This window comes from Cyanobium sp. Aljojuca 7A6, from assembly GCF_024346455.1.
GTDB lineage: Bacteria > Cyanobacteriota > Cyanobacteriia > PCC-6307 > Cyanobiaceae > Cyanobium.
This window is the reverse complement of sequence record NZ_JAGQCY010000006.1, coordinates 25985-51838: the sequence shown is the minus strand read 5'-3', so window position 1 is coordinate 51838 and position 25854 is coordinate 25985. Positions and strand designations below refer to the sequence as shown.

The 25854-nt window shown below is 65.0% G+C and carries 25 protein-coding genes and 1 pseudogene; 14 read left to right on the top strand and 12 right to left on the bottom strand.

Features of this window, described 5'->3' with window-relative positions:
- Nucleotides 1-30: 30 nt before the first annotated feature.
- Nucleotides 31-624 (bottom strand): 2-amino-4-hydroxy-6-hydroxymethyldihydropteridine diphosphokinase, encoded by a 594-nt coding sequence (folK, locus tag KBY95_RS07045; RefSeq protein ID WP_254964254.1) that lies wholly within the window; start codon nt 622-624, stop codon nt 31-33.
- Between the two features lie 83 nt (nt 625-707).
- On the opposite strand from folK, the gene bchD reads away from it, so the two are divergent.
- Nucleotides 708-2822, top strand: a complete 2115-nt coding sequence (gene bchD / locus KBY95_RS07040; RefSeq protein WP_254964253.1) for a magnesium chelatase ATPase subunit D — start codon at nt 708-710, stop codon at nt 2820-2822.
- On the opposite strand, the gene KBY95_RS07035 is transcribed toward bchD, so the two are convergent.
- Both KBY95_RS07035 and KBY95_RS07030 read right to left on the bottom strand, forming a co-directional pair.
- Nucleotides 2809-3831: an MlaD family protein gene (locus KBY95_RS07035; RefSeq protein WP_254964252.1), complete on the bottom strand. Its 1023-nt coding sequence runs from the start codon at nt 3829-3831 to the stop codon at nt 2809-2811. The two genes, bchD and KBY95_RS07035, sit on opposite strands and share 14 nt — an antisense overlap.
- Before the next feature lie 4 nt (nt 3832-3835).
- The gene (locus KBY95_RS07030; protein ID WP_254964402.1) at nt 3836-4594 is read right to left on the bottom strand and encodes an ABC transporter ATP-binding protein; all 759 of its coding nucleotides are present in this window, start codon (nt 4592-4594) and stop codon (nt 3836-3838) included.
- Nucleotides 4595-4848: 254 nt separating this feature from the next.
- Here KBY95_RS07030 and yvcK point away from each other — a divergent pair, with 254 nt between their 5' ends.
- The 5 genes and pseudogenes from yvcK to KBY95_RS07005 all read left to right on the top strand — a co-directional run.
- Complete coding sequence (gene yvcK, locus KBY95_RS07025) at nt 4849-6183, top strand: gluconeogenesis factor YvcK family protein (protein ID WP_254964401.1); 1335 nt, start codon at nt 4849-4851, stop codon at nt 6181-6183.
- A gap of 78 nt (nt 6184-6261) precedes the next feature.
- Nucleotides 6262-7350: a polysaccharide pyruvyl transferase family protein gene (locus KBY95_RS07020; protein ID WP_254964251.1), complete on the top strand. Its 1089-nt coding sequence runs from the start codon at nt 6262-6264 to the stop codon at nt 7348-7350.
- A gap of 433 nt (nt 7351-7783) precedes the next feature.
- On the top strand, nt 7784-8245 hold the full coding sequence (locus KBY95_RS07015) for a helix-turn-helix domain-containing protein (RefSeq protein WP_254964250.1): 462 nt from the start codon (nt 7784-7786) through the stop codon (nt 8243-8245).
- Between the two features lie 515 nt (nt 8246-8760).
- Nucleotides 8761-10182, top strand: coding sequence for a Coenzyme F420 hydrogenase/dehydrogenase, beta subunit C-terminal domain (locus KBY95_RS07010; protein ID WP_254964249.1), 1422 nt, complete (start codon nt 8761-8763; stop codon nt 10180-10182).
- A 3-nt stretch (nt 10183-10185) separates the two neighbouring features.
- Nucleotides 10186-10629, top strand: a pseudogene (locus tag KBY95_RS07005) (transposase); the annotation flags it as partial.
- A gap of 316 nt (nt 10630-10945) precedes the next feature.
- On the opposite strand, the gene KBY95_RS07000 reads toward KBY95_RS07005, so the two are convergent.
- Genes KBY95_RS07000 through ndhC form a run of 3 tightly spaced genes read right to left on the bottom strand, consistent with a single transcriptional unit; the run spans nt 10946 to nt 12616 of the window.
- The gene (locus tag KBY95_RS07000) at nt 10946-11536 is read right to left on the bottom strand and encodes an NAD(P)H-quinone oxidoreductase subunit J (RefSeq protein ID WP_396094896.1); all 591 of its coding nucleotides are present in this window, start codon (nt 11534-11536) and stop codon (nt 10946-10948) included.
- Nucleotides 11496-12239, bottom strand: a complete 744-nt coding sequence (nuoB, locus tag KBY95_RS06995) for an NADH-quinone oxidoreductase subunit NuoB (protein WP_254964247.1) — start codon at nt 12237-12239, stop codon at nt 11496-11498. The genes KBY95_RS07000 and nuoB overlap by 41 nt, the downstream gene beginning before the upstream one ends.
- 14 nt (nt 12240-12253) lie before the next feature.
- Nucleotides 12254-12616 (bottom strand): photosynthetic/respiratory NAD(P)H-quinone oxidoreductase subunit C, encoded by a 363-nt coding sequence (gene ndhC, locus KBY95_RS06990; protein WP_015109697.1) that lies wholly within the window; start codon nt 12614-12616, stop codon nt 12254-12256.
- A 90-nt stretch (nt 12617-12706) separates the two neighbouring features.
- Between ndhC and KBY95_RS06985 the strand changes: the two genes are divergently transcribed.
- From KBY95_RS06985 to KBY95_RS06960, 6 genes are all read left to right on the top strand, one after another.
- Nucleotides 12707-13105: a rubredoxin gene (locus tag KBY95_RS06985; RefSeq protein ID WP_254964246.1), complete on the top strand. Its 399-nt coding sequence runs from the start codon at nt 12707-12709 to the stop codon at nt 13103-13105.
- Nucleotides 13105-14145 (top strand): photosynthesis system II assembly factor Ycf48, encoded by a 1041-nt coding sequence (locus KBY95_RS06980; protein ID WP_254964245.1) that lies wholly within the window; start codon nt 13105-13107, stop codon nt 14143-14145. The genes KBY95_RS06985 and KBY95_RS06980 overlap by 1 nt, the downstream gene beginning before the upstream one ends.
- Before the next feature lie 87 nt (nt 14146-14232).
- Nucleotides 14233-14487, top strand: a complete 255-nt coding sequence (psbE, locus tag KBY95_RS06975) for a cytochrome b559 subunit alpha (RefSeq protein ID WP_216907496.1) — start codon at nt 14233-14235, stop codon at nt 14485-14487.
- On the top strand, nt 14484-14621 hold the full coding sequence (gene psbF, locus KBY95_RS06970) for a cytochrome b559 subunit beta (protein ID WP_015109701.1): 138 nt from the start codon (nt 14484-14486) through the stop codon (nt 14619-14621). Before psbE ends, psbF begins: the two co-directional genes overlap by 4 nt.
- 7 nt (nt 14622-14628) lie before the next feature.
- Nucleotides 14629-14748: a photosystem II reaction center protein L gene (locus tag KBY95_RS06965; RefSeq protein WP_254954152.1), complete on the top strand. Its 120-nt coding sequence runs from the start codon at nt 14629-14631 to the stop codon at nt 14746-14748.
- An 18-nt stretch (nt 14749-14766) separates the two neighbouring features.
- Nucleotides 14767-14967, top strand: coding sequence for a photosystem II reaction center protein J (locus tag KBY95_RS06960; RefSeq protein WP_254954153.1), 201 nt, complete (start codon nt 14767-14769; stop codon nt 14965-14967).
- A 95-nt stretch (nt 14968-15062) separates the two neighbouring features.
- On the opposite strand, the gene hisS is transcribed toward KBY95_RS06960, so the two are convergent.
- Genes hisS through KBY95_RS06940 form a run of 4 tightly spaced genes read right to left on the bottom strand, consistent with a single transcriptional unit; the run spans nt 15063 to nt 19810 of the window.
- Nucleotides 15063-16385, bottom strand: coding sequence for a histidine--tRNA ligase (gene hisS / locus KBY95_RS06955; protein ID WP_254964244.1), 1323 nt, complete (start codon nt 16383-16385; stop codon nt 15063-15065).
- A gap of 45 nt (nt 16386-16430) precedes the next feature.
- Nucleotides 16431-17459, bottom strand: coding sequence for an NAD-dependent epimerase (locus KBY95_RS06950; protein ID WP_254964243.1), 1029 nt, complete (start codon nt 17457-17459; stop codon nt 16431-16433).
- A complete protein-coding gene (locus KBY95_RS06945; RefSeq protein WP_254964242.1) occupies nt 17456-18397 on the bottom strand; it encodes a UDP-glucuronic acid decarboxylase family protein in 942 nt (313 codons plus the stop codon). The genes KBY95_RS06950 and KBY95_RS06945 overlap by 4 nt, the downstream gene beginning before the upstream one ends.
- Entirely contained in the window at nt 18398-19810 is a 1413-nt protein-coding gene (locus KBY95_RS06940) for a nucleotide sugar dehydrogenase (RefSeq protein ID WP_254964241.1), read from the bottom strand.
- A gap of 142 nt (nt 19811-19952) precedes the next feature.
- Here KBY95_RS06940 and galE point away from each other — a divergent pair, with 142 nt between their 5' ends.
- A complete protein-coding gene (gene galE, locus KBY95_RS06935) occupies nt 19953-21083 on the top strand; it encodes a UDP-glucose 4-epimerase GalE (RefSeq protein ID WP_254964240.1) in 1131 nt (376 codons plus the stop codon).
- Here the strand turns inward: galE and KBY95_RS06930 are convergent.
- Together KBY95_RS06930 and KBY95_RS06925 are read right to left on the bottom strand one after the other, a co-directional pair.
- Entirely contained in the window at nt 21058-23001 is a 1944-nt protein-coding gene (locus KBY95_RS06930; protein ID WP_254964239.1) for a hypothetical protein, read from the bottom strand. The two genes, galE and KBY95_RS06930, sit on opposite strands and share 26 nt — an antisense overlap.
- Nucleotides 23002-23092: 91 nt before the next feature.
- Nucleotides 23093-24364: a CCA tRNA nucleotidyltransferase gene (locus tag KBY95_RS06925; RefSeq protein ID WP_254964238.1), complete on the bottom strand. Its 1272-nt coding sequence runs from the start codon at nt 24362-24364 to the stop codon at nt 23093-23095.
- Between the two features lie 178 nt (nt 24365-24542).
- On the opposite strand from KBY95_RS06925, the gene KBY95_RS06920 reads away from it, so the two are divergent.
- Complete coding sequence (locus tag KBY95_RS06920; protein WP_254964237.1) at nt 24543-25841, top strand: rhamnan synthesis F family protein; 1299 nt, start codon at nt 24543-24545, stop codon at nt 25839-25841.
- Nucleotides 25842-25854: the final 13 nt, after the last annotated feature.

Sequence of the window (25854 nt, the reverse complement as noted above, 5' to 3'; positions counted from 1 at the left end):
CGCGGGACAGAGCGCGGTTGATGGCGCGGATCAGGGGCCCTCGGGCCAGCCCGGCCCACCGGCCAGGGCCAGGGGCGGTGGCTCCCCAGGCCGCAGCGGCAGGGCCGCCAGTCCATCGGCGGCTGAAACCGTGAGGCCGGTGGCTGCCGGCGGCAGGGGCAGATCCGGATCAATTGACGCCAGCGGGGCCAGCACGAAGGCCCGTTCCCGCAGCCGCGGATGGGGCAACACCAGCTCCGGCCTACGGCAGATGATGGTGCCGCACCAGAGCAGGTCGAGATCCAGGCGGCGGGGCCCCCAGTGCTCGCGGCGTTCACGGCCGAACTGGGCTTCGAGTTGCTGCAGACGCCCCAGCAGCCCCGCCGGATCGGGCCAGGAGGCTTCCAGCGCCACACTGGCTCCTGACCTCACCACCAGGACGGCATTGAGGTAAGGCGGCTGCCCCGGCGGTCCCCCCACCGGCGCCGTGCGGAAGCGCGGCGACCAGCGCAGCTGCAGTGGTGCACCGGCCCAGGCCTCCAGCGCCGTCGCCAGCAGGGGCCGCACGGCCGCGAAGCTGGCGGCCGGATCACCCAGATTGGCCCCCAGGGCGATGGCCAGGCTGGAGATGGGGCGGCGGGTCATCGGGTCCGGCCAGGGCCTGGCGGGCAGGGTATCGCTGCCGCCCTTCCGCCAGACTGCCCTCACCCCTACCCAACCACCGCCCCATGGTCGTCAGCGGGTCCCCTGCCGCCCCCGCCGGTGCCGCCCCCACCGGCAGCTTCCCTCTGGCCGCCATCACCGGCCACGGCACCCTGAAGCTGGCCCTGCTGCTGGCGGCGGTGGATCCTGGCCTGGGCGGCGTGGTGATCGCCGGCGGACGCGGCACCGGCAAGTCGGTGCTGGCCAGGGGCCTGCATGCCCTGCTGCCGCCGATCGACGTGATCGACCTGGCGGATGGTCCGGGGCTGCTGCAGGCCGATCCCACCCGACCCGACGAATGGGACGGGGCCACCCGGCGCCGCATCACCGAACTGGGCGGGGATGCCAGCGGCGCTGACCCGGCTGCTTTGCAGCCCACCCGGGTGATGCCGGCGCCCTTCATCCAGGTGCCCCTGGGCGTCACCGAAGATCGGCTGATCGGCTCGGTGGACGTGGCCGCCTCCCTGAACGCGGGGGCGCCGGTGTTCCAGCCCGGCCTGCTGGCCGAAGCCCACCGAGGCGTTCTTTATGTCGACGAACTCAACCTGCTCGACGACGGCATCACCAATTTGCTGCTGGCGGCGGTGGGCTCCGGCGAGAACCGTATCGAACGGGAAGGGCTGAGCCTGTCGCACCCCTGCCGCTGCCTGCTGATCGCCACCTACAACCCGGAGGAGGGGGCGGTGCGCGACCACCTGCTGGATCGCTTTGCCATCGCCCTGTCGGCCAACCAGCTGCTCGACACCGACCAGCGGGTGGCGATCACCCGCTCGGCCCTCGACCACGGCGCCTCCAGCAGCGCCTTCGGCGCCCGCTGGCAGGAGGAGACCGAGGCCCTGGCCACCCAGCTGCTGCTGGCCCGCCAGTGGCTGCCGGATGTGGCCATCGACCGCGAGCAGATCCGCTACCTGGTCACCGAAGCCATCCGCGGCGGCGTCGAGGGGCACCGGGCCGAGCTCTACGCGGTGCGGGTGGCCCGGGCCCATGCGGCCCTCTCCGGCCGCGACCGGGTGGAGGCGGACGATCTGCAGGTGGCCGTGCGGCTGGTGATCGCCCCGCGGGCCCTGCAGCTGCCGCCCCCGGATCCCGACCAGCCCATGGAGCCCCCGCCGCCGCCACCGCCGCCCCAGGGGGAGCAGCCCCCCGAGGAGCCGGAGCCGCCCCAGGAAGAGCCCGAGAACGACGAGCCTGAGGATCAGGACGACGACGATCAGGACGACAACCCGGAGGACCAGGCCCCGCCCCAGATCCCCGAGGAGTTTCTGCTGGATCCTGAGGCCACCGCCATCGACCCCGACCTGCTGGTGTTCGCCTCGGCGAAGGCCAAGAGCGGCGGCAGCGGCAGCCGGGCCGTGGTGTTCAGCGACAGCCGCGGCCGCTACGTCAAGCCGATGTTGCCCCGGGGCCCCGTGCGTCGCATCGCCATCGACGCCACCCTGCGGGCCGCCGCGCCGTACCAGAAGGCCCGCCGCGCCCGGGAACCCCACCGCAAGGTGATCGTGGAGGAGGGGGACCTGCGGGCCAAGCAACTGCAGCGCAAGGCCGGCGCCCTGGTGATCTTCCTGGTGGATGCCAGCGGTTCGATGGCCCTCAACCGCATGCAGAGCGCCAAGGGGGCCGTGATCCGCCTGCTCACCGAGGCCTACGAGAACCGCGACGAGGTGGCCCTGATCACCTTCCGTGGCGAGCAGGCCGATGTGCTGCTGCCGCCCACCCGCTCGATCACCGCCGCCCGCCGGCGGCTGGAGTCGATGCCCTGCGGCGGCGGATCCCCCCTGGCCCATGGCCTGGCCAGGGCGGCCCGGGTGGGGGCGAACGCCCTGGCCACCGGCGACCTGGGCCAGGTGGTGGTGGTGGCCATCACCGACGGGCGGGGCAACGTGCCCCTGAGTCGCTCCCTGGGCCAACCGGCGCTGGAGGGGGAGGAGCCGGTGGATCTCAAGGAGGAGCTGCGGCAGTTGGCCGGCCGCTACCGCAGCCTGGGTCTGCGGCTGCTGGTGATCGACACCGAGCGCAAGTTCATCGGCAGCGGCATGGGCAAGGAGCTGGCCGAGGCGGCCGGCGGCCGCTACGTGCAGCTGCCCAAGGCGAGCGACCAGGCCATCGCCGCCATCGCCATGGAGGCGATCAACGGTTTCTGACGGTGGGGGCGAGCCGGTCCTGGGCGGCCTGCCGCGCTGCTTTGGCCGCTTGCTCGCGGGCGTCCTGGCGGTCCTTACGGTCGCGGGCCGCGTCCACCTCGGCGGGGTAGAGCTCCTCGAAGAACCTGCCCAGGCCGATTGAGACGCTGCGGATGCCGTCGAGGAACTTCGGATCGCCGGTGAGCTTGCTCATGTCGCCACCGACGGCCGACCAGCGGTCGGTGAGCTGCTTGGCGTTGGTGAGGGTGGCCTGGAGGTCGGCCACGGTCTTGGGGTTGTCGAGCGCCGCCGCCAGGTTGCCGACGTGCTTGGTAGCCCTGGCGGCATCGGCACTGGCGAGGTTGAGGTTGCTCAGGATGGGATCCACCTTGCCCGCCGAGCGGTTCAGCTGGGTGACCAGGACCTGGGCATCCCGCAGGAACACCTGGCCGCTCTTGGTGAGCAGCTCAGTCTCCTTGGCGGTCTTGGAGAAAGCGGCGGTGGCCGCGACCATCTGGTTCACAAGCTGCTCCTTCTCGGCCTGCTCAAGCAGACCCTGCACCGTTTCGGTGACGGTGTCCAGGCTGGCCGCGGCGATGCCGCTCACCTTGCCGCCGTTGCACACCATCCGGGTGTTGTTGCAGCCCCGGTCCCGCGGCCCCGGCAGGCTGGCCGGCAAGGGGCTGCCGCCGGCCAGCAGGGACACCTGGGCATCCCCCCCGAGCAGGGAGGCGGAGGCGACACGGGCGATCAAAGGCCGGGCCAGCCGCAGGCGCGGGTTTGTGATCTCCAGATCGGCCAACACGGCCTCATCGGTGACCGTGACCTTGCGCACGTTCCCCACCAGCACCCCCCGGTAGGTGACCGGCGAACGCACGGCCAGGCCGGCGGCATCGGCAAAGCTGGCCCGAATTGTCCAGGTGTTCCCGCTCAGGGAGACACCACGCAGCCAGAACCACAGTCCCAGGCCACTGGCCACCGCCGCCAGCAGTGAAAATCCAACCAGGGCTTCACGAACACTCCGGCGCATGGGCTCAGTTCTCGGCCGGCTGCATCGGTCCATGCAGACTACCGCTCCGAAACTGGACCACATAGGGATTGGTGCTGACGCGGAAGTCCTCGACCGCACCGATCCAGCGGAAGCGGCCGTCATAGAGGAGGGCCACCCGTTCGGCGCAGCGGTCGATCGTGCTCATCACGTGGCTCACCACGAGCGTGGAGGCGTGGACGATGCGGGAGGTGCGCACGATCAGGTCTTCAATGCGGGTGCAGGCCACCGGGTCGAGGCCGGCCGTGGGCTCGTCGAAGAGCAGCAGGGGGGTGCGGGCCGACGCCAGGGTGGGGTCGTCGATCAGGGCGCGGGCAAAGCTCACCCGCTTCTGCATGCCGCCGCTGAGCTCACCGGGCATGCGGTCAGCAGTGCCCGCCAGCCCCACGGCCTGCAGGGCCTGGTCGACCCGCTCGGCGATCTCCTGCTCACCCAGGCGGCTGAAGCGATAAAGCAAAAAGCCGACGTTCTCCCGCACGGAGAGCGAGGCCAGCAGGGCAGGGTTCTGGAACACCAGGCGCACGTCCGGGGGATGGCGCTGATCCAGACGCAGGTAGGTCTGAGGTTCACCATGGATGAGCATCCGCCCGTCGGTGGGCAGCTGCAGCCCCGCCAGCAGCCGCAGCAGGGTCGACTTGCCCGCGCCCGAGGGCCCCACCACCACAAGGCGTTCACCCGGCGTGAGGCTGAGGTCAACCCGATCCAGGACCATGGTCTGGCCCCAGCGCATGCTGAGGTTCTCCATCTGGGCCGCCGGTGGAGAGGACGGCGGAACTTTCAACGCCAGTTGACTGAGGGCCAAGGAACCACGGCAAGGGGACCCCGGAGGCCCGGCTCCCATCCTGCCGGTTCCGGAGGGGCTTTTCATCCGTACAGTTCCGTTGGTCTGTGCCGCGTTGCCACGCCCTGCCCTTGACGCTTCGAGGCCCCGCTGCGAACGCCAGGCGGCGCCGAGGCGGCTCCCGCCCCGGACGCCCCCGCTGGGTGGGCCGCGGCGACATGCGCCAGCAGGATCTGATGAGTCGCTCGCGGCGGGCGGCGCGCTGGCTGCAGCCAGGTCTGGTGGTGAAGCGCTGGATGATCACCTCCGGCTTCGGGCTGGTGATCGCCTTGCTGGGGGCGGCGGTGTGGGCCGACCTGCAGCCGATCTACTGGACCCTCGAGACGATCCGCTGGGGCCTGAATCGCCTGACCCAGGTGATGCCCCGGGGGATCACCGGCCCGCTGGTGCTGCTGATCGGCGCTGCCATGGTCTGGCTGGGCCAGAGCCGCAGCTTCGGCGCCATCCAGCAGGCCTTGGCGCCGGAGAAGGACACCCTGCTGGTGGACGCCCTGCTGGCCCAGCGACGGCTGAACCGGGGCCCCAACATCGTGGCGATCGGCGGCGGCACGGGTCTGGCCACCCTTCTGAGCGGCCTGAAGCGGTATTCCAGCAACCTCACCGCCATCGTCACTGTGGCCGATGACGGGGGCAGCAGCGGCGTGCTGCGGCGAGAGTTGGGCGTGCAGCCCCCCGGGGACATCCGCAATTGCCTGGCGGCCCTGGCCCGGGAGGAGCCCCTGCTCACCAGGCTGTTCCAGTACCGGTTCAAGGCGGGCAGCGGCCTGGAGGGCCACAGCTTCGGCAACCTGTTCCTCAGCGCCCTGACCGCCATCACCGGCAGCCTGGAATCGGCGATCATCGCCAGCAGCCGCGTGCTGGCGGTGCAGGGCCAGGTGGTGCCGGCCACCAATGCCGACGTGCGCCTCTGGGCGGAGCTGGAGAACGGGGAGCGCATTGAGGGGGAATCCCAGATCGGCCATGCCCCCTGCCCGATCGTGCGCCTCGGCTGCACCCCGGAGCGGCCGCCGGCCCTGCCGCGGGCCCTGGAGGCCATCGCCCATGCCGACCTGATCGTGCTGGGGCCTGGCAGCCTTTACACCTCCCTACTGCCGAATTTGCTGGTGCCAGAGCTGGTCAGCGCCATCAGCGCCAGCAAGGCGCCGCGGCTGTACATCTGCAACCTCATGACCCAGCCCGGCGAGACCGACGGCCTGGACGTGGGCGGCCACCTGCGGGCGATCGAGGCCCAACTCGCCAGCCTGGGGGTGGAGCAACGCCTGTTCAGCGCCGTGCTGGCCCAGGAGCACCTGGCCGATTCCAGCTTGGTCGACCTCTACAAGCTGCACGGCGCCGAACCTGTCACCTGCGAAGCCTCAATCCTCAAGGCGCTGGGCTATGAAGTGATCCTGGCGCCGCTGCAGGGAGCCCGGCCCAGTGCCACCCTGAGGCACGAGCCGCGCAGTGTGGCCAAGGAAGTGATTCGGTACTACCGGAAGCACCGGAGGGATTGAGGGCCGTTAGCCTAACCTCTTTACACTGAAATTGATGGGCGCACTTCCTAGTAGAGCTTTCTTCACAAAGGTCAAGCAATGCATTTTCTAGTACGAAGGCCATCCTGGTCTCCAGGCAATGTCGGCGATGAGGCATTGCTAACCACACTCGAAACGCATCTGATGGAAGCCGGAATCTCCTACGAGATACCTGAACAAGAAGACTTTCAGAAAGCTCAGATAGAGGGCTACGATGCTTTGGTATATTTTGGAAATGACTGCATTGCATATTACGACATAAGCAAGAACTCTATTCTCAGATTCATATCGGCTGACAAGCCTATATATTTAATTAATACAAGCTATGGCGAAGATGCCATAAATAATGATTTCGTGTCTAAAGTCTCAAAGTATCGAAAGCTGTTTATTTTCGCCAGAGATGCGTACTCTCAAAGAATTCTAAACCGAAACTTTTCCTTTACAAATCAGCCAATCCTTGTGTCTGACCTAGCGCATCTGCGCAAAGCCACTCCCCTAGGATCAAGTCCAAGGATGGAAGAGTGGTTAGATTCATCAGACAAAAAAGTGGTGGGGGTAAATCTTCACGGAGACTTCAAGGACGGCAATAAGGCGGTCTACGAAGCCATGAGCACTTTCATAAGGCAGCATTCAAATGCCTACCGGTTTCTATTCATCCCGCACGATTCGCGAAAAGATGACTACAGGTTGCTGGCCAGCCTCGCAGAAGGCACAGACGGAGATATCTTCATAACAAAAGAGCTGGATTCGGGATACGAAAAGTCAGTCCTTTCAAGATTGTTCTTTGTGATAACCGGAAGAATGCATTTGGCAATTCTATCCCTATCTGCTGGTGTTCCATGCATAGCCATTGCCTACAATGGCATCAAGGCGATAGGAACTTTTGAACACTGGGATCTCTCGGATTATGTGGTTTCTGCACATGAAAGTGGGAAGATCTTACCCCATTTCGAGGCTGCCGTCTCAGATTATTCCCAAATTCGAAGCAAGTTGAAGGCCTCTAGGCCAAAGGTTGAAGAGCTGGCTTGGCGACAAATCAGATTACTTCGTACCCCTCCCGAGGCTGCCCCAAAGAGCTTAGCAAGTTACTTGCTTAGAATGAAGTATTTCCTTTTATTTAGGGTACGCTCGTACATTGGGCGTCCTTAAGAAGGCAAGATCGCGTGAACTGCAGTGGTTCTGAGCAGATTGAGGTGGTCTGGGTTTTCTGGACAGGGCCCATCGTTAACCTGTGAGGTGGGGTACCGCCCAGGGTTGAAAGGTATCACCATGGGCTCGGGGATGGTTGGCGCGGGGCCATCGCCAGCAAGGCTGTGATGTCGTGCATCACCGCCTGCATCCCGGCCCGAATCGGCCGACATCAGGCCAGCCTCAGCAGGTTCATCGCTGCGGTTCGCAGCGTTGCCATCGCGCAGGCGCCACTGCCCCGATAGCGGTGGCTGTCCTCATGGTGTCAAGCGACATCCGCTTTTGTTCCCGGACCATTTTTCGCTGTCGCCTGACACATGGAGCTGAGTCCCCCACTATCAGCAAAGAAGTCCGCTCGGTCTGACCCGTCAACCAGGGGGCCCAACCGACGACCATGCAACCGCCCTTCGACGCCGCTCTGCGGGAAGCCATCCGGATCCGGATGAGCCCACCGAACCGCGAGAGCATGGCTGAGATCGCCCGGGACACGGGGATCACGGCGCAGACCATCTACAACTGGCGTAGCCAGTGGCAGAAGCAGGGCCAGCTGGTGCCTGCCTCGACCAAGCCCCCAGAGCAGTGGAGCGCTGCCGACAAGCTGGCGGCCGTGATCCAGGCCGCAGGACTGAGCGGAACCGAGCTCGGTACGTTCAGCAGGGAGCGGGGGCTGTACCCCAAGCAGGTTGCCCGTTGGCGCCAGACCTCTGAGGATGCCAATGGCCCCAGCGCTCCGAGCATGGCTGATCAGCGGGAACTGCAGCGGAAAAATCAGGAGCAAGCGCGTGAGATCCGCCGCCTGCAGCGTGAACTGGACAAGAAGGATAAGGCACTCACAAAAGCAGCAACGTTGTTGTAGCGGAACGCTTCCGCGAAGCGGTTGCTCTCAAAGAAGTTCAACCAGATCTTTCAGCCGGACGAGGAGCATTGATCCCCTCTGAGGATCGTGGAGCGATCGTCGAGCTGCTGGAGGAAGGCATCAGTCGTGGCGTTTCGTCCAAGGCCATTGCAGATATTATCGGGCTTGCGACACGCACGCTAAGGCGATGGGGCTTGATGATTCGGGCCCAGGGATTCAGCCGCGATCAACGCAAGGGGGCGTCCAGGCATGTCATGCATCGTTTCAGTGAGGAAGAGCGCCAACAGGTTCTCTCCACTGTCAAGGATCCACGTCTTGCCGATCTCACGCCTGGTCAGACCGAGCGGACTTCTTTCCTGACGCAGGGGGTACTGCCATGTAAGGCCGCACAGCTCCCTGAGAGGCAAAACACCCAATGAGGTCTACAGTGAAATTGAACCCTGTTCCTCCCGTCCAGGGTTAACGATGACAGGGGACCGAACTGTCCAGCAAAAGGCACCCACCTCACACTTCTGATGACACGTGAAATCGATAATGTAGTTGACAACGGCCTCTGCATCGGCTGCGGCTCCTGCAGCCTAGGAATCTATCAAAACATCGGACTTGATAGATTTGGGAGATACAAGGCAACTTCAGGCCTGTCCCAAGAAGATGACCAAAGCAAGCAAGACAGGATCTGCCCATTTAGCAATAATTCCCTCAACGAAGATGATCTAGTCTCTCTTCAGGGACGAGAAGATGAGCTCAGATACGACCCAAAGATTGGATATTTTCTCAGCCTATGGACAGGTCATGTCAAATCTCCTCCCTACCGAGCCCAAGGCAGCTCTGGTGGCATTACGTCCTGGCTGCTAAACACACTGCTTTCCTACGACTTAGTTGATGCGGTCGTACACGTAAGGCCTGTCTCCCAGGGAGCCAGCAGAGACCTCTTGTTCAGCTATCAAGTATCGCGATCTTCAACTGAAATAAGCTTGGGTGCCAAGTCACACTACTTTCCAGTAGAGATGTCAGAAGTCCTGGCTCACATACGCCATACCCCAGGGCGTTATGCAGTGGTGGCCCTGCCATGTTTCGCGAAGTCGCTTCGCTCATTGATGGAAGTAGAGCCTGTCTTCAAAGAACGAATAGCATTCTTGATTGGCCTCTTCTGCGGACACTTGAAGTCGACTCGATTCGCAGAACTACTTGCCTATCAAGCAGGTTTCACTAGGAAGGCCATGACCAGCATCGATTTTCGGACGAAGATTCAAGGAAGAGATGCGGGAGACTATGGATATACAGTTTCCGACGGAATAAGAACTATCACCAAGCCCATGGCCGAGGTCATTGGGCGAGACTGGGGAATGGGCATTTTCAAGTACAAGGCCTGTGACTTCTGTGACGACATATCTGCAGAGGTCGCCGATGTATCGATCGGTGACGCATGGCTTCCGGAATACACTTCAGATAGCAATGGAACAAATATCTTCATAGCAAGAAATCAGGTCATTCATGAGCTGATCGTAGGAGGCCTTGCCAGGGGCGAGCTAGCACTTGACTCGGCATCCGTGGAAATGGCTCACAACTCACAGGCTGCGAACATACGGCATAGGATTGAGGACTTGCCGTACCGGCTATACGTTGAGGTATGGAGAAGAGGTTGGAAGCCAAAAAAGAGAACGCAACCATCAAGACAGATCTCGACCTCAAGAAAAGCCATTCAAGACACCCGACGCCTGCTCAGAGAAAAAATCCCTGTTCTTTGGGTGCAGCATGAGCACGAAGATAACAAGTATCAATTCTTCAAGCGATTAACACCTCTCATCAATAGGTATCAGTCTCTTTATCAGCCGAAGTTGCCATTCGGTCACCGACTCAAGGTACGGCTCCGCATTCGTGATCGCGTCAAACGGGCAAGGTCGATGGTAAAAGCTGCGATTCAGCGCATCAGGTGAAGGGGGTTCACCTTCCTTGATCGCCTAAGTTATAACCCTTACAACGAAGGAGAAGACCTGAAGGGACAGGCAAGAGCCTATCGACGCCGATATGGCCACGATCCAAAGGTGATCTGTGCTGATCAGATTTATCGAACGCAAGCCAACCGAGCCATTTTCCAGCGTCATGGCATTCGCGTGAGGGGGTCCGCGCCTCGGTCGCCCCAAGAGCGATCAATAGTTGCTGGCGGAGGAGAAGAAGAAGCAGTTTCTTGATGACCAGCGACAACGCAATGCAGTTGGGGCAAGATCGGCCAGGGGAAGCGACGGTATGGATTGGGTCTGATCCGCGTGAAGCTTGCCACGACCCAGCGTTCCGCAATGGCGTTGACTGTTCTCGTCATGAACTTCGACAAGCTCCTAGGGCTTCTTTTTGTCCTTTTGGCCTGCTGGCTAAAGCTGCTTCTGGCCCATAGAGCAGCTTGCAATTCCCATGTGGCGGTGTTGAATGATCAGCCTGCTACCGCCTGAGGATCCATCGGCAAGCTGGAGGGGATTCACCTGTGTTATCAGCTGAGGAGCCGCTTGTCATTCTCAGGAGACCCTAAGTAGCGGATCGAGCCCTCATTCTGCTTCCCATGCTTCGCTGGGGCAATCCATCGGCACCACCGTCTGAGCCAAACTAGGAATAGGGAAATTAATGCTGGATCTACTGTTGTACCTGCTTGTCGAAAAAGAAGGTTAACGTATCTCAATCATACAGAATAGACCTGGGAGGCAGAACTCAATACGCATCCTGCATCTCATAAAAATCAGGCTGCACGTAATCCTTTCTCAGCGGATACCCCTTCCAGTCCTCAGGCATCAGGAGCCGCTTGGGGTGGGGATGGCCCTCGTAGCTGATGCCGAACATGTCGAAGGTTTCGCGCTCCTGCCAATCGGCGCCGCGGAACAGGCCGTAGAGGCTGGGGATCGTCAGGGCGCCGTCGCGGGCCAGGAACACCTTCAGGCGCACTTCCTCCGGACGCACATCGGCCGGCAGAGGGCCGCTACCGCCGGCCAGGGCCGTCAGCTGATCCAGCAGCACGGTCATCTTCACCAGGTGATAGAAGCTCACCAGGCGGCCGCCCGGCCCCTCGTCGTAGCCGCCCTGGCACTGCAGATAATCGAAACCGGCGGCTTTCAGGGCCGTCGCCACCAGTGGCAGAGCCGCGGGCTCGACCCCCAGCATCTCCACCCCGTCGTGGTCGGGACCCAACGCCGCGGCATCAAAACCCTGGCCGCCCAGCCAGGCGCCCACCGGTCCGGGAGCAGGGGGCGTGAGCGAGGACTCCTCAGGCATCGGTGGTGGGGGCGTTGGTGGTGGCGGAGACAGTGGCGGCCATCGGCAGGCCCGCAGCGGCGGCAAGGGCCGCCTGCTGGGTTTCGGCCCGCAGGTAGGCACCGGTGACGATCGGATCGATCCGCCTCATCTGGTGGGGGATCGTGCAGTAGCGGTGGGTGGGGCGCAGGTTGCCGCGCTCGGCGAAGGTTTCGTTGCCCACCTTCTTGCGCAGCTTGATCACCGCATCAAAGATCGCTTCAGGCCTTGGCGGACAGCCCGGCAGGTAGAGATCGACAGGAATCAGCTTGTCGACACCGCGCACCGCCGTTGTGGAGTCGGCGGAGAACATGCCGCCGGTGATCGTGCAGGCGCCCATGGCGATGACGTACTTGGGCTCCGGCATCTGCTCGTAGAGCCGCACCAGTGCAGGACCCATCTTCATCGTGACCGTGCCGGCCACGATCAGCAGGTCGGCCTGGCGCGGGCTGGAGCGGGGCACCAGGCCGAAACGGTCGAAGTCGAAGCGGGAGCCGATCAGGGCCGCGAACTCGATGAAGCAGCAGGCCGTTCCATACAGCAGCGGCCAGAGGCTGCTGAGCCGGGCCCAGTTGTGCAGGTCGTCGAGGCTGGTGAGAATGATGTTCTCGGACAGGTCGGCGGTGACACCGGGGGCTCCCACGGGGCCGCAGGTGGCTTCGCGCAGATCGCGGAGCGCATCGACGGACAGGGAGCCGGCAGGGGGGGTGAGGGTCATGGTGGGGGGGGTGATCAGCTCCACTCGAGGGCACCCTTGCGCCAGGCGTAGGCCAGGGCCAGCACAAGGATGGAGATGAAGATCAGGGCCTCGATGAAGGCCAGCAGCCCGAGCCGGTGAAAGGCCACCGCCCAGGGGTAGAGGAAAACGGTCTCGACATCGAAGATGACGAAGACCAGGGCAAACATGTAGTAGCGGATGTTGAACTGGATCCAGGCACCGCCGATCGGCTCCATCCCCGACTCATAGGTGAGCTGGCGCTCCCCCTGGCGACTCTTGGGAGCCAGCAGCTTGTTGGCCACCAGCGCCAGCACCGGAACCGCCGCCGAAATCAGCAGGAAGCCCAGAAAGGCGTCGTAGCCGGAAAGCACAAACATCGGCAGACCCAACCTGGCGCGCATTCTGCCACCTGCCTCCAGGAGCGGGGGTAGCCGTCGATAGAGTCGTCAGGTATGGCCAGGCACGGGATGAGCACGGAACCGCCCGCAGAGACGCCCGCAGAGACGCCCATCCAGGCGCCCAGCGAAGCGCCCGAAGCCGTCGTTGACGACCCCGCCAGCCACCGCTTCGAGTGCCGCAGCTGCGGCTTCGTCTACGACCCGGCCGAGGGCGTCAGGAAGCTGGCGATTCCCGCCGGCACTTCCTTCCTTGACCTCGACCCGGTGGGGTTCCGCTGCCCCGTCTGCCGCAGCCGGGTGGGCGCCTTCAAGGACATCGGCCCCCGCAACAAGCCCAGCGGCTTCGAGGAGAACCTCAACTTCGGCCTGGGGGTGAACCGCCTCACCCCCGGCCAGAAGAACGTGCTGATCTTCGGCGGCTTCGCCCTGGCGTTCGCCTTCTTCCTCTCCCTCTACTCCCTGCGTTGATGTCTGCGCCCCTTCCTGCTCTGCCGGCCGTCCTGCGCCCGCTGCGCCCCCTGCTCAGCCTGACGCTGTCGCTGGTGCTCGCCTTCGGTCTCACGGGCTGCGTCACCACCGGACTGCCCATGGCGGCCGCCAGCCCCTGGCAGTCGGTTCCCCTGGACACCCGCTCCAACCCCCTCGACGTGGCCTTCACCAGCGCCGACCACGGGTTCCTGGTGGGCAGCAACCGGCTGATCATGGAAACCGACGACGGCGGCGCCAGCTGGCAGGAGCGGGCGCTTGATCTGCCCGAGGAAGAGAACTTCCGTCTGATCAGCATCGATTTCAGAGGCAATGAGGGCTGGATCGTGGGCCAGCCGGGCCTGCTGCTGCACAGCGACGATGCCGGCAAGAGCTGGAGCCGACTGCTGCTTGACACCAAGCTCCCGGGTGAGCCGTACCTGGTCACGGCCCAGGGGCCGAAGAGTGCCGAGCTGGCCACCAACGTGGGCGCCGTGTACCGCACCGACAACGCCGGCTCCAGCTGGCAGGCCCTGGTGGGTGACGCGGCCGGTGCCATCCGCGACCTGCGCCGCAGTCCCGAGGGCGACTACGTGAGCGTCAGCAGCCTGGGCAACTTCTTCGCCACCTGGGAACCGGGCCTGCCCGCCTGGCAGGTGCACCAGCGGGTCAGCAGCCAGCGGCTGCAGTCGATGGGCTTCCAGCCCGATGGCCATCTCTGGATGGTGGCCCGAGGGGCCCAGCTGCGCTTTGACGGTGACCCGAGCACCGCCGAGACCACCGAGAGCGGCGACTGGAGCAAGCCCGTGATCCCGATCACCAACGGCTACGGCTACCTCGACATGGCCTGGGATCCCCGCGGCGCTATCTGGACCGGCGGCGGCAACGGCACCCTGCTGGTGAGCAACGATGCCGGCGCCAGCTGGCAACGGGATCCGGTGGGCAGTGAGCAGCCCACCAACTTCTCCCGGATCGTCTTTGCCCCCGGCGACAAGGGCTTCGTCCTGGGTGAGCGGGGCGTGCTGCTTCGCTGGGTGGGCTGAACTGCGTCCCTCTGTAACCAACCCCCCGCCGCGCCGGCGGTGGTTACCTGTCGACCCCTAGGATCTTATGGCTGAACGCTTGTTGCTATGGCTGCCGGCTCCACAGGGGAACGCCCGTTCTTCGAGATCATCACAAGCATCCGCTACTGGGTCATCCATGCGGTGACCCTGCCAGCCATCTTCCTGGCGGGCTTCATGTTCGTGTCCACCGGCCTGGCCTACGACGCCTTCGGCACGCCCCGTCCGGATGCCTACTTCCAGGCCCAGGAAACCAAGGCTCCCGTTGTGAGTCAGCGTTACGAGGGCAAGAGCAGCCTTGATCTGCGTCTCCAGGAACCATGACCCAGTCCACCGCCCCCACCACGCCACGCAATTACCCGATCTTCACGGTGCGCTGGCTCTCCGTCCACGCCCTCGGCATTCCCACGGTCTTTTTCCTGGGTGCCCTGGCCGCCATGCAGTTCGTCCGTCGCTGAGACATCCATGCAGCGCAATTCCAACCCCAACAACCTGCCGGTCGAACTGAACCGCACCAGCCTTTACTTGGGCCTGCTGTTCGTCTTCGTCATCGGCATTCTCTTCTCCAGCTACTTCTTCAACTGATCGGGAGGCACCCCATCCATGAGCGGCAAGAAATCCTCACTTCCTGACGGTCGTATTCCCGACCGTCTCCCCGATGGCCGTCCGGCCGTGGCCTGGAAAAGCCGCTGGACCGAGGGGGTTCTGCCCCTCTGGATGGTCGCCACCGCCGGCGGCATGGCCGTCATCTTCGTGGTCGGCCTGTTCTTCTACGGCGCCTACGTGGGCGTCGGTTCCGCCTGATTCAGCCCAGAGTCGAGAATCATCAGATTGTTGGACGCTCCAATTAACGGGAGCGTCCATTTTTATGGGGCCCCTTTTTTCGCGCCGGGCTCCCCTCAGGCATTGAGCTGATCGAGGCTGAGCGCCAGGAACTCCGTCTCGCTCAGGAGGCGATCGCCCTGCCCCGCACCCCCCTCGGCTGGCTGCCCCCCACCGCCCGCCGAAAGGGACATCAGCCGCACGCTGCCATTGGCGGCCTCCTCATCCCCCAGCAGCAGTGCCCAGCGGGCACCGCTTCTGCGAGCTCGCTTCAGTTGCTTGTCGAAGCCTGATCCCGTCAGATCCAGCTGAACGGCCAGGGGTTCAGCGGGCCGATGGCGGCACTGACGGGCCAGCCGCATGGCGTAGGCCTCGCCCGCCACCCCCCGGCTCACCACGTAGAGGTCGGGCGCCGCGGCTGGCCGTTGCTCTGCGCCCTCGCCCTGCTGCGACTGGCTGAGGAGCAACACCAGCCGCTCCATGCCCAGGGCCCAGCCGACCGCCGGCGTGGGCGGACCGCCCAGCTGCTCCACCAGGCCGTCGTAACGCCCACCGCCACAGACGGTGGCCTGGGCCCCAAGCTGGCTGCTGGTGATCTCGAAGGCGGTGTGGCCGTAGTAATCGAGGCCGCGCACCAGACGGGGATTGAGCCTGAAGGGAATGGCGAGGGCCTCAAGGCCCTGCCGCACCCGCAGAAAGCGCTCGCGGCTCTCGCCACTGAGGGCGTCGGCCAGGGTGGGGGCCCCGGCCAGCAGGACCTGGGTCTGGGAATTCTTGGAATCAAGCACCCGCAGGGGGTTGGTGGCGATGCGCTGCTGGGAGTCGGAATCCAGGTCGTCACGATGGGCCTCCAGCCAGGCCACCAGATCGCTGCGGTAGCGCAGGCGGTCGTCGGTACTACCCAGGGAGTTGAGCTCAAGGGACAGGCCGCCCAGCCCAAGATCCATCAGCAGATCCCAGGCGATGGCGATGGCCTCCACGTCGCTGCGGGGATCAGCGTGGCCGAGGAACTCCAGGCCGATCTGGTGGAACTGCCGTTGCCGGCCGGCCTGGGGCCGCTCGTAGCGGAACATCGGGCCGCCGTACCAGAGCCGCTGGGGCCCCTGGGCCACCAGCCCATGCTGGATGGCGGCCCGTACCACCGAGGCGGTGCCCTCCGGCCGCAGGGTGCAATGACGCTCGCCCCGATCCTCGAAGCTGTACATCTCCTTGCCCACCACGTCGGTGGCCTCGCCGATGCCCCGGGCGAACAGCTCAGTCACCTCCAGCAGGGGCGTGCGGATCTCCTCGACGGCGGCCCGACGGAAATGGTCCCGGGCGGTGGCTTCGATCCGCTGCCAGAAGGGGGTCTGACCGGGCAGCAGGTCGACCATGCCCCGCAGGCTCTGGAGCGGTTTCAAGACGGTGCAGATCAGCGGAGATTCATTGTGCCCGAAGGGGTCGGCTCAGCCACCGAGGAACTCCTTGTACCAAGCCGCAAAGCGCTCGATCCCCGCCGCAATCGGGGTGGAGGGGCGGAACCCCACCCAGGCCGCCAGGGCCATGGTGTCGGCGGCGGTGGCCGGCACATCGCCGGGCTGCATCGGCTGCAGATCCATGACCGCGGGGCGTCCGAGGGCCTGCTCCAGCAGCGCGATGAACTGCAGCAGCGGTACCGGCTGCGCATTGCCGATGTTGAAGATCCGGTGGGGGGCGGCCGCCGTGGCCGGATCGGGACGGAGCGGATCGAAGCCAGGATCCGCCGTCGCGGGCTTGTCGAGGCAGCGGATCACCCCTTCAACGATGTCATCGATGTAGGTGAAATCCCGCTCCATGCGGCCGTGGTTGAACACCCGGATCGGCTCACCCGCCAGGATGGCCTTGGCAAACAGCATCGGGGCCATGTCGGGTCGCCCCCAGGGGCCGTAGACAGTGAAGAAGCGTAGGCCGGTGGCCGGCAGGCCATAGAGATGGCTGTAGGTGTGGGCCATCAGTTCATTGGCCTTCTTGGTGGCCGCGTAGAGGCTCACCGGATGATTCACTGGATCCTGCTCACAGAAAGGCATGTGGCGGTTGCCGCCGTAGATCGAGCTGCTCGACGCGTACACCAGATGCTCCACGGCGCCATGGCGGCAGGCCTCGAGGATCGTGGCGAAGCCCACCAGGTTGCTCTGGATGTAGAGCGAGGGATTGTCGATCGAGTGGCGCACCCCCGCCTGGGCGGCCAGATGCAGCACCCGGACGGGCCGCTCGGCGGCAAACAGTGCCGTCATCGCTTCGGCGTCGACCAGATCGAGCGGATGGAAGCGGAAAGCCCCTGGCTGGGCCATGGCCTCCAACCGCTCCAGCCGGGCCCGCTTCAGAGCAGGGTCGTAGTAGGCATTGAGATTATCGAGGCCGATCACCTGATCTCCCCGCGCCAGCAGCCTCTCGGCCACGGCCGCTCCGATGAAGCCGGCAACCCCGGTGACGAGGATCGGTGCCTGCGGCGTCAACGTCCTTCCCGCACCCGTTCCCGGAAGTAGGCGATCGTGGGCTCCAGCCCCTCGTCCAGGCTCACCGTCGGCTCCCAGCCGAGCAGCTCCCGAGCCAGGTCGATGACGGGCTGGCGCTGCAGCGGATCGTCCTGGGGCAGGGGCTGGGTGGTGAGCTCCAGGCCGGGCTGAATGCGGTCCCGCACCCGTTCGGCCAGCTGGCGGATGGTGAACTCACCGGGATTGCCGATGTTGATCGGGCCGGGGTGCTCGCCATTCATCAGGCGGATCATGCCCTCGATCAGGTCATCCACGTAGCAGAAGGAGCGGGTCTGGCTGCCGTCGCCGTAGAGGGTGAGCGACTGGCCCTGCAGGGCCTGGACGATGAAGTTGCTGACCACCCGGCCGTCATCGGGGAGCATGCGGGGGCCGTAGGTATTGAAGATGCGCATGACCCGGATTTCGGTGCCGTGCATGCGCTGGTAGTCGAAACAGAGCGTCTCGGCGATCCGCTTGCCTTCGTCGTAGCAGGAACGGATGCCGATGGTGTTGACGCAGCCCCTGTAACTCTCGGGCTGGGGATGCACCTCAGGATCGCCATACACCTCGCTGGTGCTGGCCAGCAGCAGCCGGGCCCCGACGCGACGCGCCAGGCCCAGCATGTTGTAGGTGCCGAGGAAGCTGGTCTTGGCCGTCTTGATCGGATTCGACTGGTAGTGGACCGGCGAGGCCGGGCAGGCGAGATGCCAGATCCGATCCACCTCGAGCCGAATCGGCTCGGTGACGTCGTGGCGGATGAGTTCGAAGTCGGGGTGGCCCAGCCAGTGGCGGATGTTGTCCTTGCGGCCGGTGTAGAAGTTGTCGAGGCAGATCACCTCCTCACCAGCCTGCATCAGCCGGTCGACGAGATGGGAGCCAAGGAAACCGGCCCCACCGGTGATCAGATTGCGCAGTGTCACTCAGCCCTCACCCACCCGCCAGACGTTAAGACCCGCTGCGCGAGCGGCGGCGGCATCAGCGATGGCGCGGGCGTCGAACAGCCAGGCCGGGCGGCGCATCACCGCCGCAATCGCTTTCCAGTTGAGCTGGGCGTAATCACGCCATTCGGTGAGGATCAGCACGGCGTCGGCGCCGCTGGCTGCCTCCTCGGGGGAAGCCGCAGTCTGCCAACCGCCGTCGGCCGCCGAAGCGGGCTGGCCCAGGTCGGCGCCGATCTGGGCGGGCGACACCTTGGGGTCCACGATCACCAGGCGGGCCCCCTCCTCGATCAGGTTCTGACAGATGCGGATGGCGGGGGCTTCCCGGGTGTCATTGGTGTCGGCCTTGAAGGCGAAGCCCAGCACCGCCATCCGCTTGCCGGTGACGGTGCCGAACAGCCGCTGGACCACCATCCGGGCGATGCGGTCCTGCTGCCAGGTGTTCAGCGTCACCACCTGCTCCCAGTAGGCCGCCACCTCCTCGAGGCCGTAATGGCGGCAGAGATAGACCAGATTGAGGATGTCCTTCTGGAAGCAGCTGCCGCCGAATCCCGGTCCGGCCTGCAGGAACTTCGCACCGATCCTGGAATCGGTCCCGATCGCCCGGCCCACCTCCCGCACATCGGCACCGGTGGCTTCGCACAGGGCGGCGATGCTGTTGATCGAGGAAATCCTCTGGGCCAGAAAGGCATTGGCCGTCAGCTTGGAGAGCTCGCTGCTCCAGAGGTTGGTGCGCAGGATCCGCTCCTGGGGCACCCAGGTGGCGTAGATCCCGGCCAGGGATTCGATCGCCGCAGGGTCCTCGCCGCCGATCAGCACGCGGTCGGGGGCCTCGAGGTCGGCGATCGCCGTGCCCTCGGCCAGGAACTCGGGATTGGAGAGCACGGCGAAGGTCTTGGCTTGCCTGCGATCGCCCTCCGGGCGGTTCTGCTGGGCGGCCCCCAGGATCGCCTTCACCGTCTCGGCGGTGCGCACCGGCAGGGTGCTCTTTTCCACCACGATCGTGTGGCCCCGGGCGGAGGCGGCCACCTGGCGGGCCGATACCTCGATCCAGCGCAGGTCACTGGCCTGGCCGGCCCCCACGCCCTTGGTCTTGGTGGGGGTGTTCACCGAGAGGAACACCATGTCGGCGGCGGCAATGGCCGCATCCACCTCGGTGCTGAAGTGGAGGTTGCGCCCCCTGGCCCTGCCCACCACCGCATCCAGTCCCGGTTCGTAGACCGGCAGACGCGCCAGATCCGGATCGTTCCAGGCGGCGATCCTCTCAGCGTTGAGGTCCACCACCGTGACCTGAATCCCGGGGCAACGGTCCGCGATCACCGCCATCGTCGGCCCCCCCACATAACCCGCACCGATGCAACAGATGGAGCGAATCGGCGAGGGGGCCGGATCCATGGGGGATGGCAGTGCTTCGGGGACATTACCGCCATCGGCTGGCTTTGGCCGGCAGCGGGTGTGGAGCACGGGGAGAAGCTTGGCGGTGGGGGAGGTTAAGGACAAGTAAGTTGAGATCGACCGCCTGACGGGGGGCCGTTTCTTGACCAAGGTCCTGCTCACGGGAGGAGCCGGATTCATCGGCAGCCACACCTGCCTGGCCCTGTTGGAAACCGGCCATCAGGTGGTCGTGGTCGACGATTTCAGCAACGGCAGTGCCGAGGCCCTGCGCCGTGTGGCCGAGCTGGCGGGTCTGGAGACCTGGAGGCAGGTCGCTGCGGATCACTGGGCGACAGCGGCGCCCGGGGCTGGCGGTCTCACCCTGATCCGGGGGGATGTGCGCTCCCCGCAGGATCTCGATCGTGCCTTCCAGGACGGGGCCGGCGGCATCAGCGCCGTGCTCCACTTCGCCGGTCTCAAGGCTGTGGGCGAATCGATGGCCGAGCCACTGCGTTACTGGGACGTGAACGTCACCGGCACGGTCCGGCTGCTGGAAGCCATGGGCCGCCACGGCTGCCAGACGCTCGTCTTCAGCAGCAGCGCCACCCTCTATGGCACCACCGACCAAGTACCGATCCCCGAGACGGCCCCCCTCCAACCCATCAATCCCTACGGCTACACCAAGGCCGCCGTCGAGAGGATGCTCACCGACGTGGCCACCAGCGCCCCGGGTTGGCGCATCGCCCTGCTGCGCTACTTCAATCCAGTCGGAGCCCACCCCAGTGGACAGATCGGTGAGGACCCCAACGGCCTCCCCAACAATCTCTTTCCCTTCCTGTGTCAGGTGGCTGGCGGCCGCCGCCAGCGCCTTGAAATTTTTGGTGGCAACTGGCCTACGCCCGACGGCACCGGTGTCCGCGACTACCTGCACGTCATGGATCTGGCCGAAGGCCATGGTCGGGCCCTCGATGTGCTCCAGGCAGAGCCTCCCCAGCTGCTCACCCTCAACCTGGGCAGCGGCCAGGGCCATTCCGTGCTCGACCTGGTGAGGACCTTCGAGGCCGCTAACAAACTGACATTGCCCTACGCCGTGGTGGAACGCCGGCCAGGAGATTCCGCCGTCAGTGTTGCCGATCCCCGCGAAGCGGAGCGGCGCATGGGCTGGCGGACCCAGCGCTCCCTGACGGACATCTGCCGCGATGGCTGGGCCTGGCAGAGCGCCAATCCCCAGGGCTACCGAAGCATGGAGTGGCCGCCCAGCGGAAAGCTCATCGGGGCCCAGCACGCGTCTTGAGGTAGATCCTCATCCCTTGCTCGCGCCGCACAAGCCGGAAACCGACGCGCTCTAGCTGGGCCGTTGTGAGGCTGTTGAGCGAGAGGTCAGCGTAGCTGGCGACCAGGTCCGGCTGCCAATGGTTGCTGGCCTGGGCGATCCGGCTCACGTATGGCGTGTAGGCCTCGCGCAGCACCACCAGATCAACCCGATTCCCATCCAGCCAGGTTCGCAGCGCGGCAGGCGACCCCAGGGCGCGCCGCAGGCCGGGGTACTGCCCCGACTCCACACTGGACGCGGCCAGTTTGGTGATGTCCCTGGCCGCCACAGGAGCCAGGCACTGGCGCGTGCCCACGACGGCGCCGACGTAGGGATCACTCAGCAGCGTTCGGCCCTTCAGCAGCGGTTCACGTTCACACAACTCGCGCAAAGGCCCCAGGATCGGTTCGATCGTGACCCCGTCCGCCTGGCGCACCTCCTCCAGGGGGGTCAGCAGATGGGGCACCTTGGAGACGAACGCATTGGGCCGGCCCCGAATCTCCAGTGGGAACGCCAGCACAGCGATCAGGCCGGCCATGGTGGCCATCAACACCCCGCGCGCGCGGGACGGCCGCCCCTGGCTGTTCAGCCGCCACCTCTGGTCCAGCGCCCAGGCCATCGCAGGGATGCTGATCCAGAACAGACTGGTCCAGACCAGCCGGTACGCACTGTCAGGCTCAATCAGCTTGAAGACCAGATCATTGGCGAAGGGCGCCCACCACTCCAGCAGCACCAGCGGCGCCAGCAGGGCCAGGGCCAGCACCGCGCCGGGGGGTTGCCGCCAGCTCCGCCAGAGCCAGAGACACACCCCCGAGAACGCCAGCGCGACCAGAAAGACCGGCTCCCAGGTGGCCACCGGCAGGCTGGGCCAGAAGTAGAAGAAGCGGTGGCCCAGAACCCTGTAGTCGTGAACGAAGCGCATGGTCTCCGGCCAGGCATAGAACGACTCGAGCCTTGGGTGCCAGGGCAACCGGTTGAGGGCCAGCAGGATCAGGCCGGCCCCAGCGGCGCTGACCAACAGACGCTGCCGTGAGGGCCAGAGCACCAGGCTGGCGGCGGCGGCCGCGATCAGCAGATTGCCGGTGAGAAAGGCCGTGACCCCATGGGCGTGATAGGCGAAGTACCCGCCCACCACCAGCACGGCTGTCGCCTGGCCCAACTGGTGACCCCCGGGCCACCCGGGTCGCTGCAGCAGCCCCAGAACCGGCGTAGCCGCGGCCAGCACCAGAGCGAGCCCGGGGAGGGTGCCGTTGAGGGCAATCTGATGGAAGAAGGAAAAGTTCTGGTGCCCCATTCCCAGCAGGAACAGCAGGGCCGTGAGCCAGCAGAGGGCCACCTTGCTGGTGAGGCGCAGGCTGAGCTGGCAGCTGGCCAGCATCACCAGGAAAGTGTTCAGTGCCGCCAGCAGGCTGGCCCGCTCCGGCTCAAGTGCTTCCGGGAATCCGAACAGGTAGCTGGCCGCGGTAAAAAACCAGTTAGCCGGTGCGCTGTAGCGCAAGGGATCGAGGCGCACCGTCTCCAGTAGATCGCTGCCGAAATAAGTCGCGTAATAGACGAACCCATCGGAGGGAAATTCCATAATCACTCCGCGCCACCCCAGGGCGACCGCGCACAGAAGCGCGGGAGCTACAACCGCCAGCAACGGCCGACCCAGGGCACGGTCCGCCAGCCGCTGGCGCCAGCGGCGCGGCCGGACGACCAGGGCTGCCGCCACCACAAGCAAATCCAGAACCACCAGCAGCCCGTAGGACTGACGCAGGCTTGGCCCCGCCGGTAGCAGGGTCAGCCAGCTGACAGCGGCCCAGGAGCCAACGCCAAGCACCAGCACCTGCCAGGTGGGTCGCCGCCAACGCCAGCCCCACAGCAGCGGCGCCGCGATGGCCAGCAGCAACGGGGCCAAGGGGTCGGTCAGCGCAGGCATCCGGCGCAAGGCAAGCCGCTGGCTCGAGACCCTAAGGGATTAGGGACCTTGGCCCACCCGCCGCAACGGTTCAGGTCCGCTCCAGCTGGAGCCGCTCGCCCCGGAGCTGACGCAGCCGCTCTCCCAGGGCCGGTCCTGGCCGCAGTCCCGAAGCGATCAGGTCGGCCGCCGGAACCGGGGAACTCAGGTGACGCCAGCGGCACCACCAGCGCAGCAGGGGCCGTCGGGGCAGCGCCCCGCTCACCAGCGCCAGGGCCACCGCCTCGGGGGACCAACCCGGCTGCTCCAGAAAGGTGCTCCAGGCCAGGGCCGTGCGGGGCACCGCCCCACAGGTTCGCCAGGCCTGGCGCAGCAGGGCCAGCTGGGCCAGCAGCCGCAGCTGCCCGTGGGGCAGCTGCAGCCGCGTCGCCACCGTTGTGGCCACCTCGCTGACAGCCAGCAGAGCCGCCAGGGACGGCAAGCCGCTGCGCCGGGCCCAGCGCAGGCGCAGACGCCAGCTGACATCAGCCTGCAGGGCTGGATCCACCAGCACCAAGGCGCCCCAGGCCTGCAGGGAGGCCATGGCCTCCGGCCATGGTTCCCGCTCGAGCAACAGCTCCAGTTCCATCCGCAGCCGTGTACCGAGGGCGGGGGGCACCCGGCCTGCGCCGCCGATGCCGCTGCGCTCCCCCCAGGGCCAGCGGGCCAGGGTGGTGTGCAGTTGCTCCAGGCTGGCGGGAGCCAGGCTGAACCCAAGACGGGCGGCGTAGCGGGCGGCCCGCACGATCCGGGTGGGGTCGTCTTCCAGACTCCTGTCATGCAGCAGGCGCAACTGGCGGTGGGCCAGATCGACGCCTCCACCGTGGGGATCCAGCAGGCGCAGGCCTGACCCGGGGAGGTCAAACACCAGGGCCATCGCGTTGATACTGAAGTCCCTGCGGGCGAGATCGTCCTCCAGGGAGCCGTAGGAAACGATGGGGTTCTCCCCGGGGGCCGGGTAGGTCTCGCTGCGGGCTGAGGCGAGATCCAGCAGGATCCCATCGACTTCCAGCTCCACTGTGCCGAAGCTGCGATGGAACTGGCAGAAGCCCACCGCCGCGGCCGGAGCCTCTCGCAGCAGCGTCTCGGCCAGGCGATGGGCCGCCGGCCTGGGATCGGCCGGATCGGCCTGCGGGTCGAGCTCCACCACCAGATCGAGGTCGGGCAGGCCCCGGAGGGGATCGAGGTGCACCCGATGCAGCAGCAGGTCCCGCACCGCGCCGCCCACGACAGCCAGCACCGCACAGTCGCTCGACTGCTGGAACGCGGCCAGCAGCCGGGGAGGCAAGCAGAGATCCCGGGGGTCGATCACGGAGACCGTCATCGCGGCAGGCCCATGGAGCGGCGTCCAGAAGGCGCACGGTACACTCGGCCGATCGACATCGTGTCTGGTGGCGATAGGGGAATCATGGTGACGTTTCGGTCTTGATGCTCAATGATTGATGCCCACCTCCTGATCCGGAGCCGGCCGAATCAGGCCCAAGCCGCAAGGGTCGCATGGAATGACTGACAGCTTCAAGAAGATCCTCAAGGCCCCCTTCGGCCTGTGGAAGAAGATCAAGATCAAAATCTTCATCCTCAGCAACTATTTTCAGGCTCAGATCGACTACCTGTTCGGCCCGTATGGCCTTCGCGGCACGCCGGAAAAACGCCTCCAGCCGATCGCTCCACAAGCCGACAGTGAGCGAGCCAGTCCCACCAGCAACTCCATGGCGACCGCCGGCACACCGGAAAGGATCGCCCTGTTCATTGCCTATGCCAAAAGTCTGACCCACTCGAACAGGGCGTACATTGAGACCCTCAAAAAAGCAGACTTTGCTGTTGTTTATATCAACAACGAGCGCACCACTCCAGAGGCTGCCGCTGCCCTTGCCGAGCTGTGTTGGCGTGTCTTCGATCGCCACAACATCGGCCGGGATTTCGGTGGCTTTCGGGATGGGGTGCTGCTGCTCCACGGGGAAGGACATCTCGATCGCTGCCAACTGCTCTGCATCGCCAATGATTCGATGCAGTTCATCCCTGGCCGCAATGCAAAGGCGCTCATTTCTAGCCTGAAAGCCTTCGCAGACTCCCAGAAACAGGCGCTATTCAGCCATATCAGCCATCAAATCCAGACACACTACCAATCCTATTTTCAGGTTCTCAAACCAGAGATATTCCGCTCAAAACCATTTCTGCAGTTCTGGAAAGATTACCGGCCGCTCTCCCACCGTGGCCATTGCATTTACAACGGAGAAATTGCTCTCTCTCAAATGGTTTACAGGCGCTTTCCAGCCGTCGATACGCTTTATACGAGCGACAAACTCCAGGAAGCACTAGAGAACCATTTCAGCGCAGAAGGTGGAGTCCCCGCCGAGGAAGTCCTCAGGCTCATGCCATCTCCAGCTCGCACCTCCCAGCGGCGCAAGATCGGCTATTCCCTGCAGCAGCTGATGCAGCAGAGCGAGCACCACGAAAAACTTACAGGAGCTCAGCTTTACAGCGTTGCTGACCTGATCGAGAATGGGAACCCCAGCCACATTGCCGCCTTTCTCTACCCGTTCTACCTTCTCTGTCCATTCATAAAACATGATCTCTGCACCGCTGGGAGCTACACCATGGCTCAGGCCATCAGCCTGTTCCGAGAGGCGTCTCGTCAATCCTTGGGAGCCGGGGAGAGTGCACAGATCGAGAGCCTGGTTGACGAGTTCAAGGATCTCATGTACAGCCGTGGCATACCTCTCAGCTATGACAACCGCCCGTGGGAAGCCGCTATCAAGGGGATCACAGGCACCTTCGTTTATCCCTCCACCTATGAATGAATTCTGTTTAGAT

Bases quoted from the DNA above. Each gene is read 5' to 3' on its own strand.
- KBY95_RS06965 (WP_254954152.1), top strand. From the start codon at position 14,629: ATGCAGCGCAATTCCAACCCCAACAACCTGCCGGTCGAACTGAACCGC.
- KBY95_RS07010 (WP_254964249.1), top strand. From the start codon at position 8,761: ATGACACGTGAAATCGATAATGTAGTTGACAACGGCCTCTGCATCGGC.
- KBY95_RS07020 (WP_254964251.1), top strand. From the start codon at position 6,262: ATGCATTTTCTAGTACGAAGGCCATCCTGGTCTCCAGGCAATGTCGGC.
- KBY95_RS07030 (WP_254964402.1), bottom strand. From the start codon at position 4,594: ATGGAGAACCTCAGCATGCGCTGGGGCCAGACCATGGTCCTGGATCGG.
- nuoB (WP_254964247.1), bottom strand. From the start codon at position 12,239: ATGACCCTCACCCCCCCTGCCGGCTCCCTGTCCGTCGATGCGCTCCGC.
- yvcK (WP_254964401.1), top strand. From the start codon at position 4,849: ATGCGCCAGCAGGATCTGATGAGTCGCTCGCGGCGGGCGGCGCGCTGG.
- ndhC (WP_015109697.1), bottom strand. From the start codon at position 12,616: ATGTTTGTGCTTTCCGGCTACGACGCCTTTCTGGGCTTCCTGCTGATT.
- KBY95_RS06920 (WP_254964237.1), top strand. From the start codon at position 24,543: ATGACTGACAGCTTCAAGAAGATCCTCAAGGCCCCCTTCGGCCTGTGG.
- KBY95_RS06985 (WP_254964246.1), top strand. From the start codon at position 12,707: ATGAGCACGGAACCGCCCGCAGAGACGCCCGCAGAGACGCCCATCCAG.
- KBY95_RS06980 (WP_254964245.1), top strand. From the start codon at position 13,105: ATGTCTGCGCCCCTTCCTGCTCTGCCGGCCGTCCTGCGCCCGCTGCGC.
- KBY95_RS06940 (WP_254964241.1), bottom strand. From the start codon at position 19,810: ATGGATCCGGCCCCCTCGCCGATTCGCTCCATCTGTTGCATCGGTGCG.
- KBY95_RS06960 (WP_254954153.1), top strand. From the start codon at position 14,767: ATGAGCGGCAAGAAATCCTCACTTCCTGACGGTCGTATTCCCGACCGT.
- KBY95_RS07015 (WP_254964250.1), top strand. From the start codon at position 7,784: ATGCAACCGCCCTTCGACGCCGCTCTGCGGGAAGCCATCCGGATCCGG.
- KBY95_RS06925 (WP_254964238.1), bottom strand. From the start codon at position 24,364: ATGACGGTCTCCGTGATCGACCCCCGGGATCTCTGCTTGCCTCCCCGG.
- folK (WP_254964254.1), bottom strand. From the start codon at position 624: ATGACCCGCCGCCCCATCTCCAGCCTGGCCATCGCCCTGGGGGCCAAT.
- KBY95_RS07035 (WP_254964252.1), bottom strand. From the start codon at position 3,831: ATGCGCCGGAGTGTTCGTGAAGCCCTGGTTGGATTTTCACTGCTGGCG.
- bchD (WP_254964253.1), top strand. From the start codon at position 708: ATGGTCGTCAGCGGGTCCCCTGCCGCCCCCGCCGGTGCCGCCCCCACC.
- psbF (WP_015109701.1), top strand. From the start codon at position 14,484: ATGACCCAGTCCACCGCCCCCACCACGCCACGCAATTACCCGATCTTC.
- psbE (WP_216907496.1), top strand. From the start codon at position 14,233: ATGGCTGCCGGCTCCACAGGGGAACGCCCGTTCTTCGAGATCATCACA.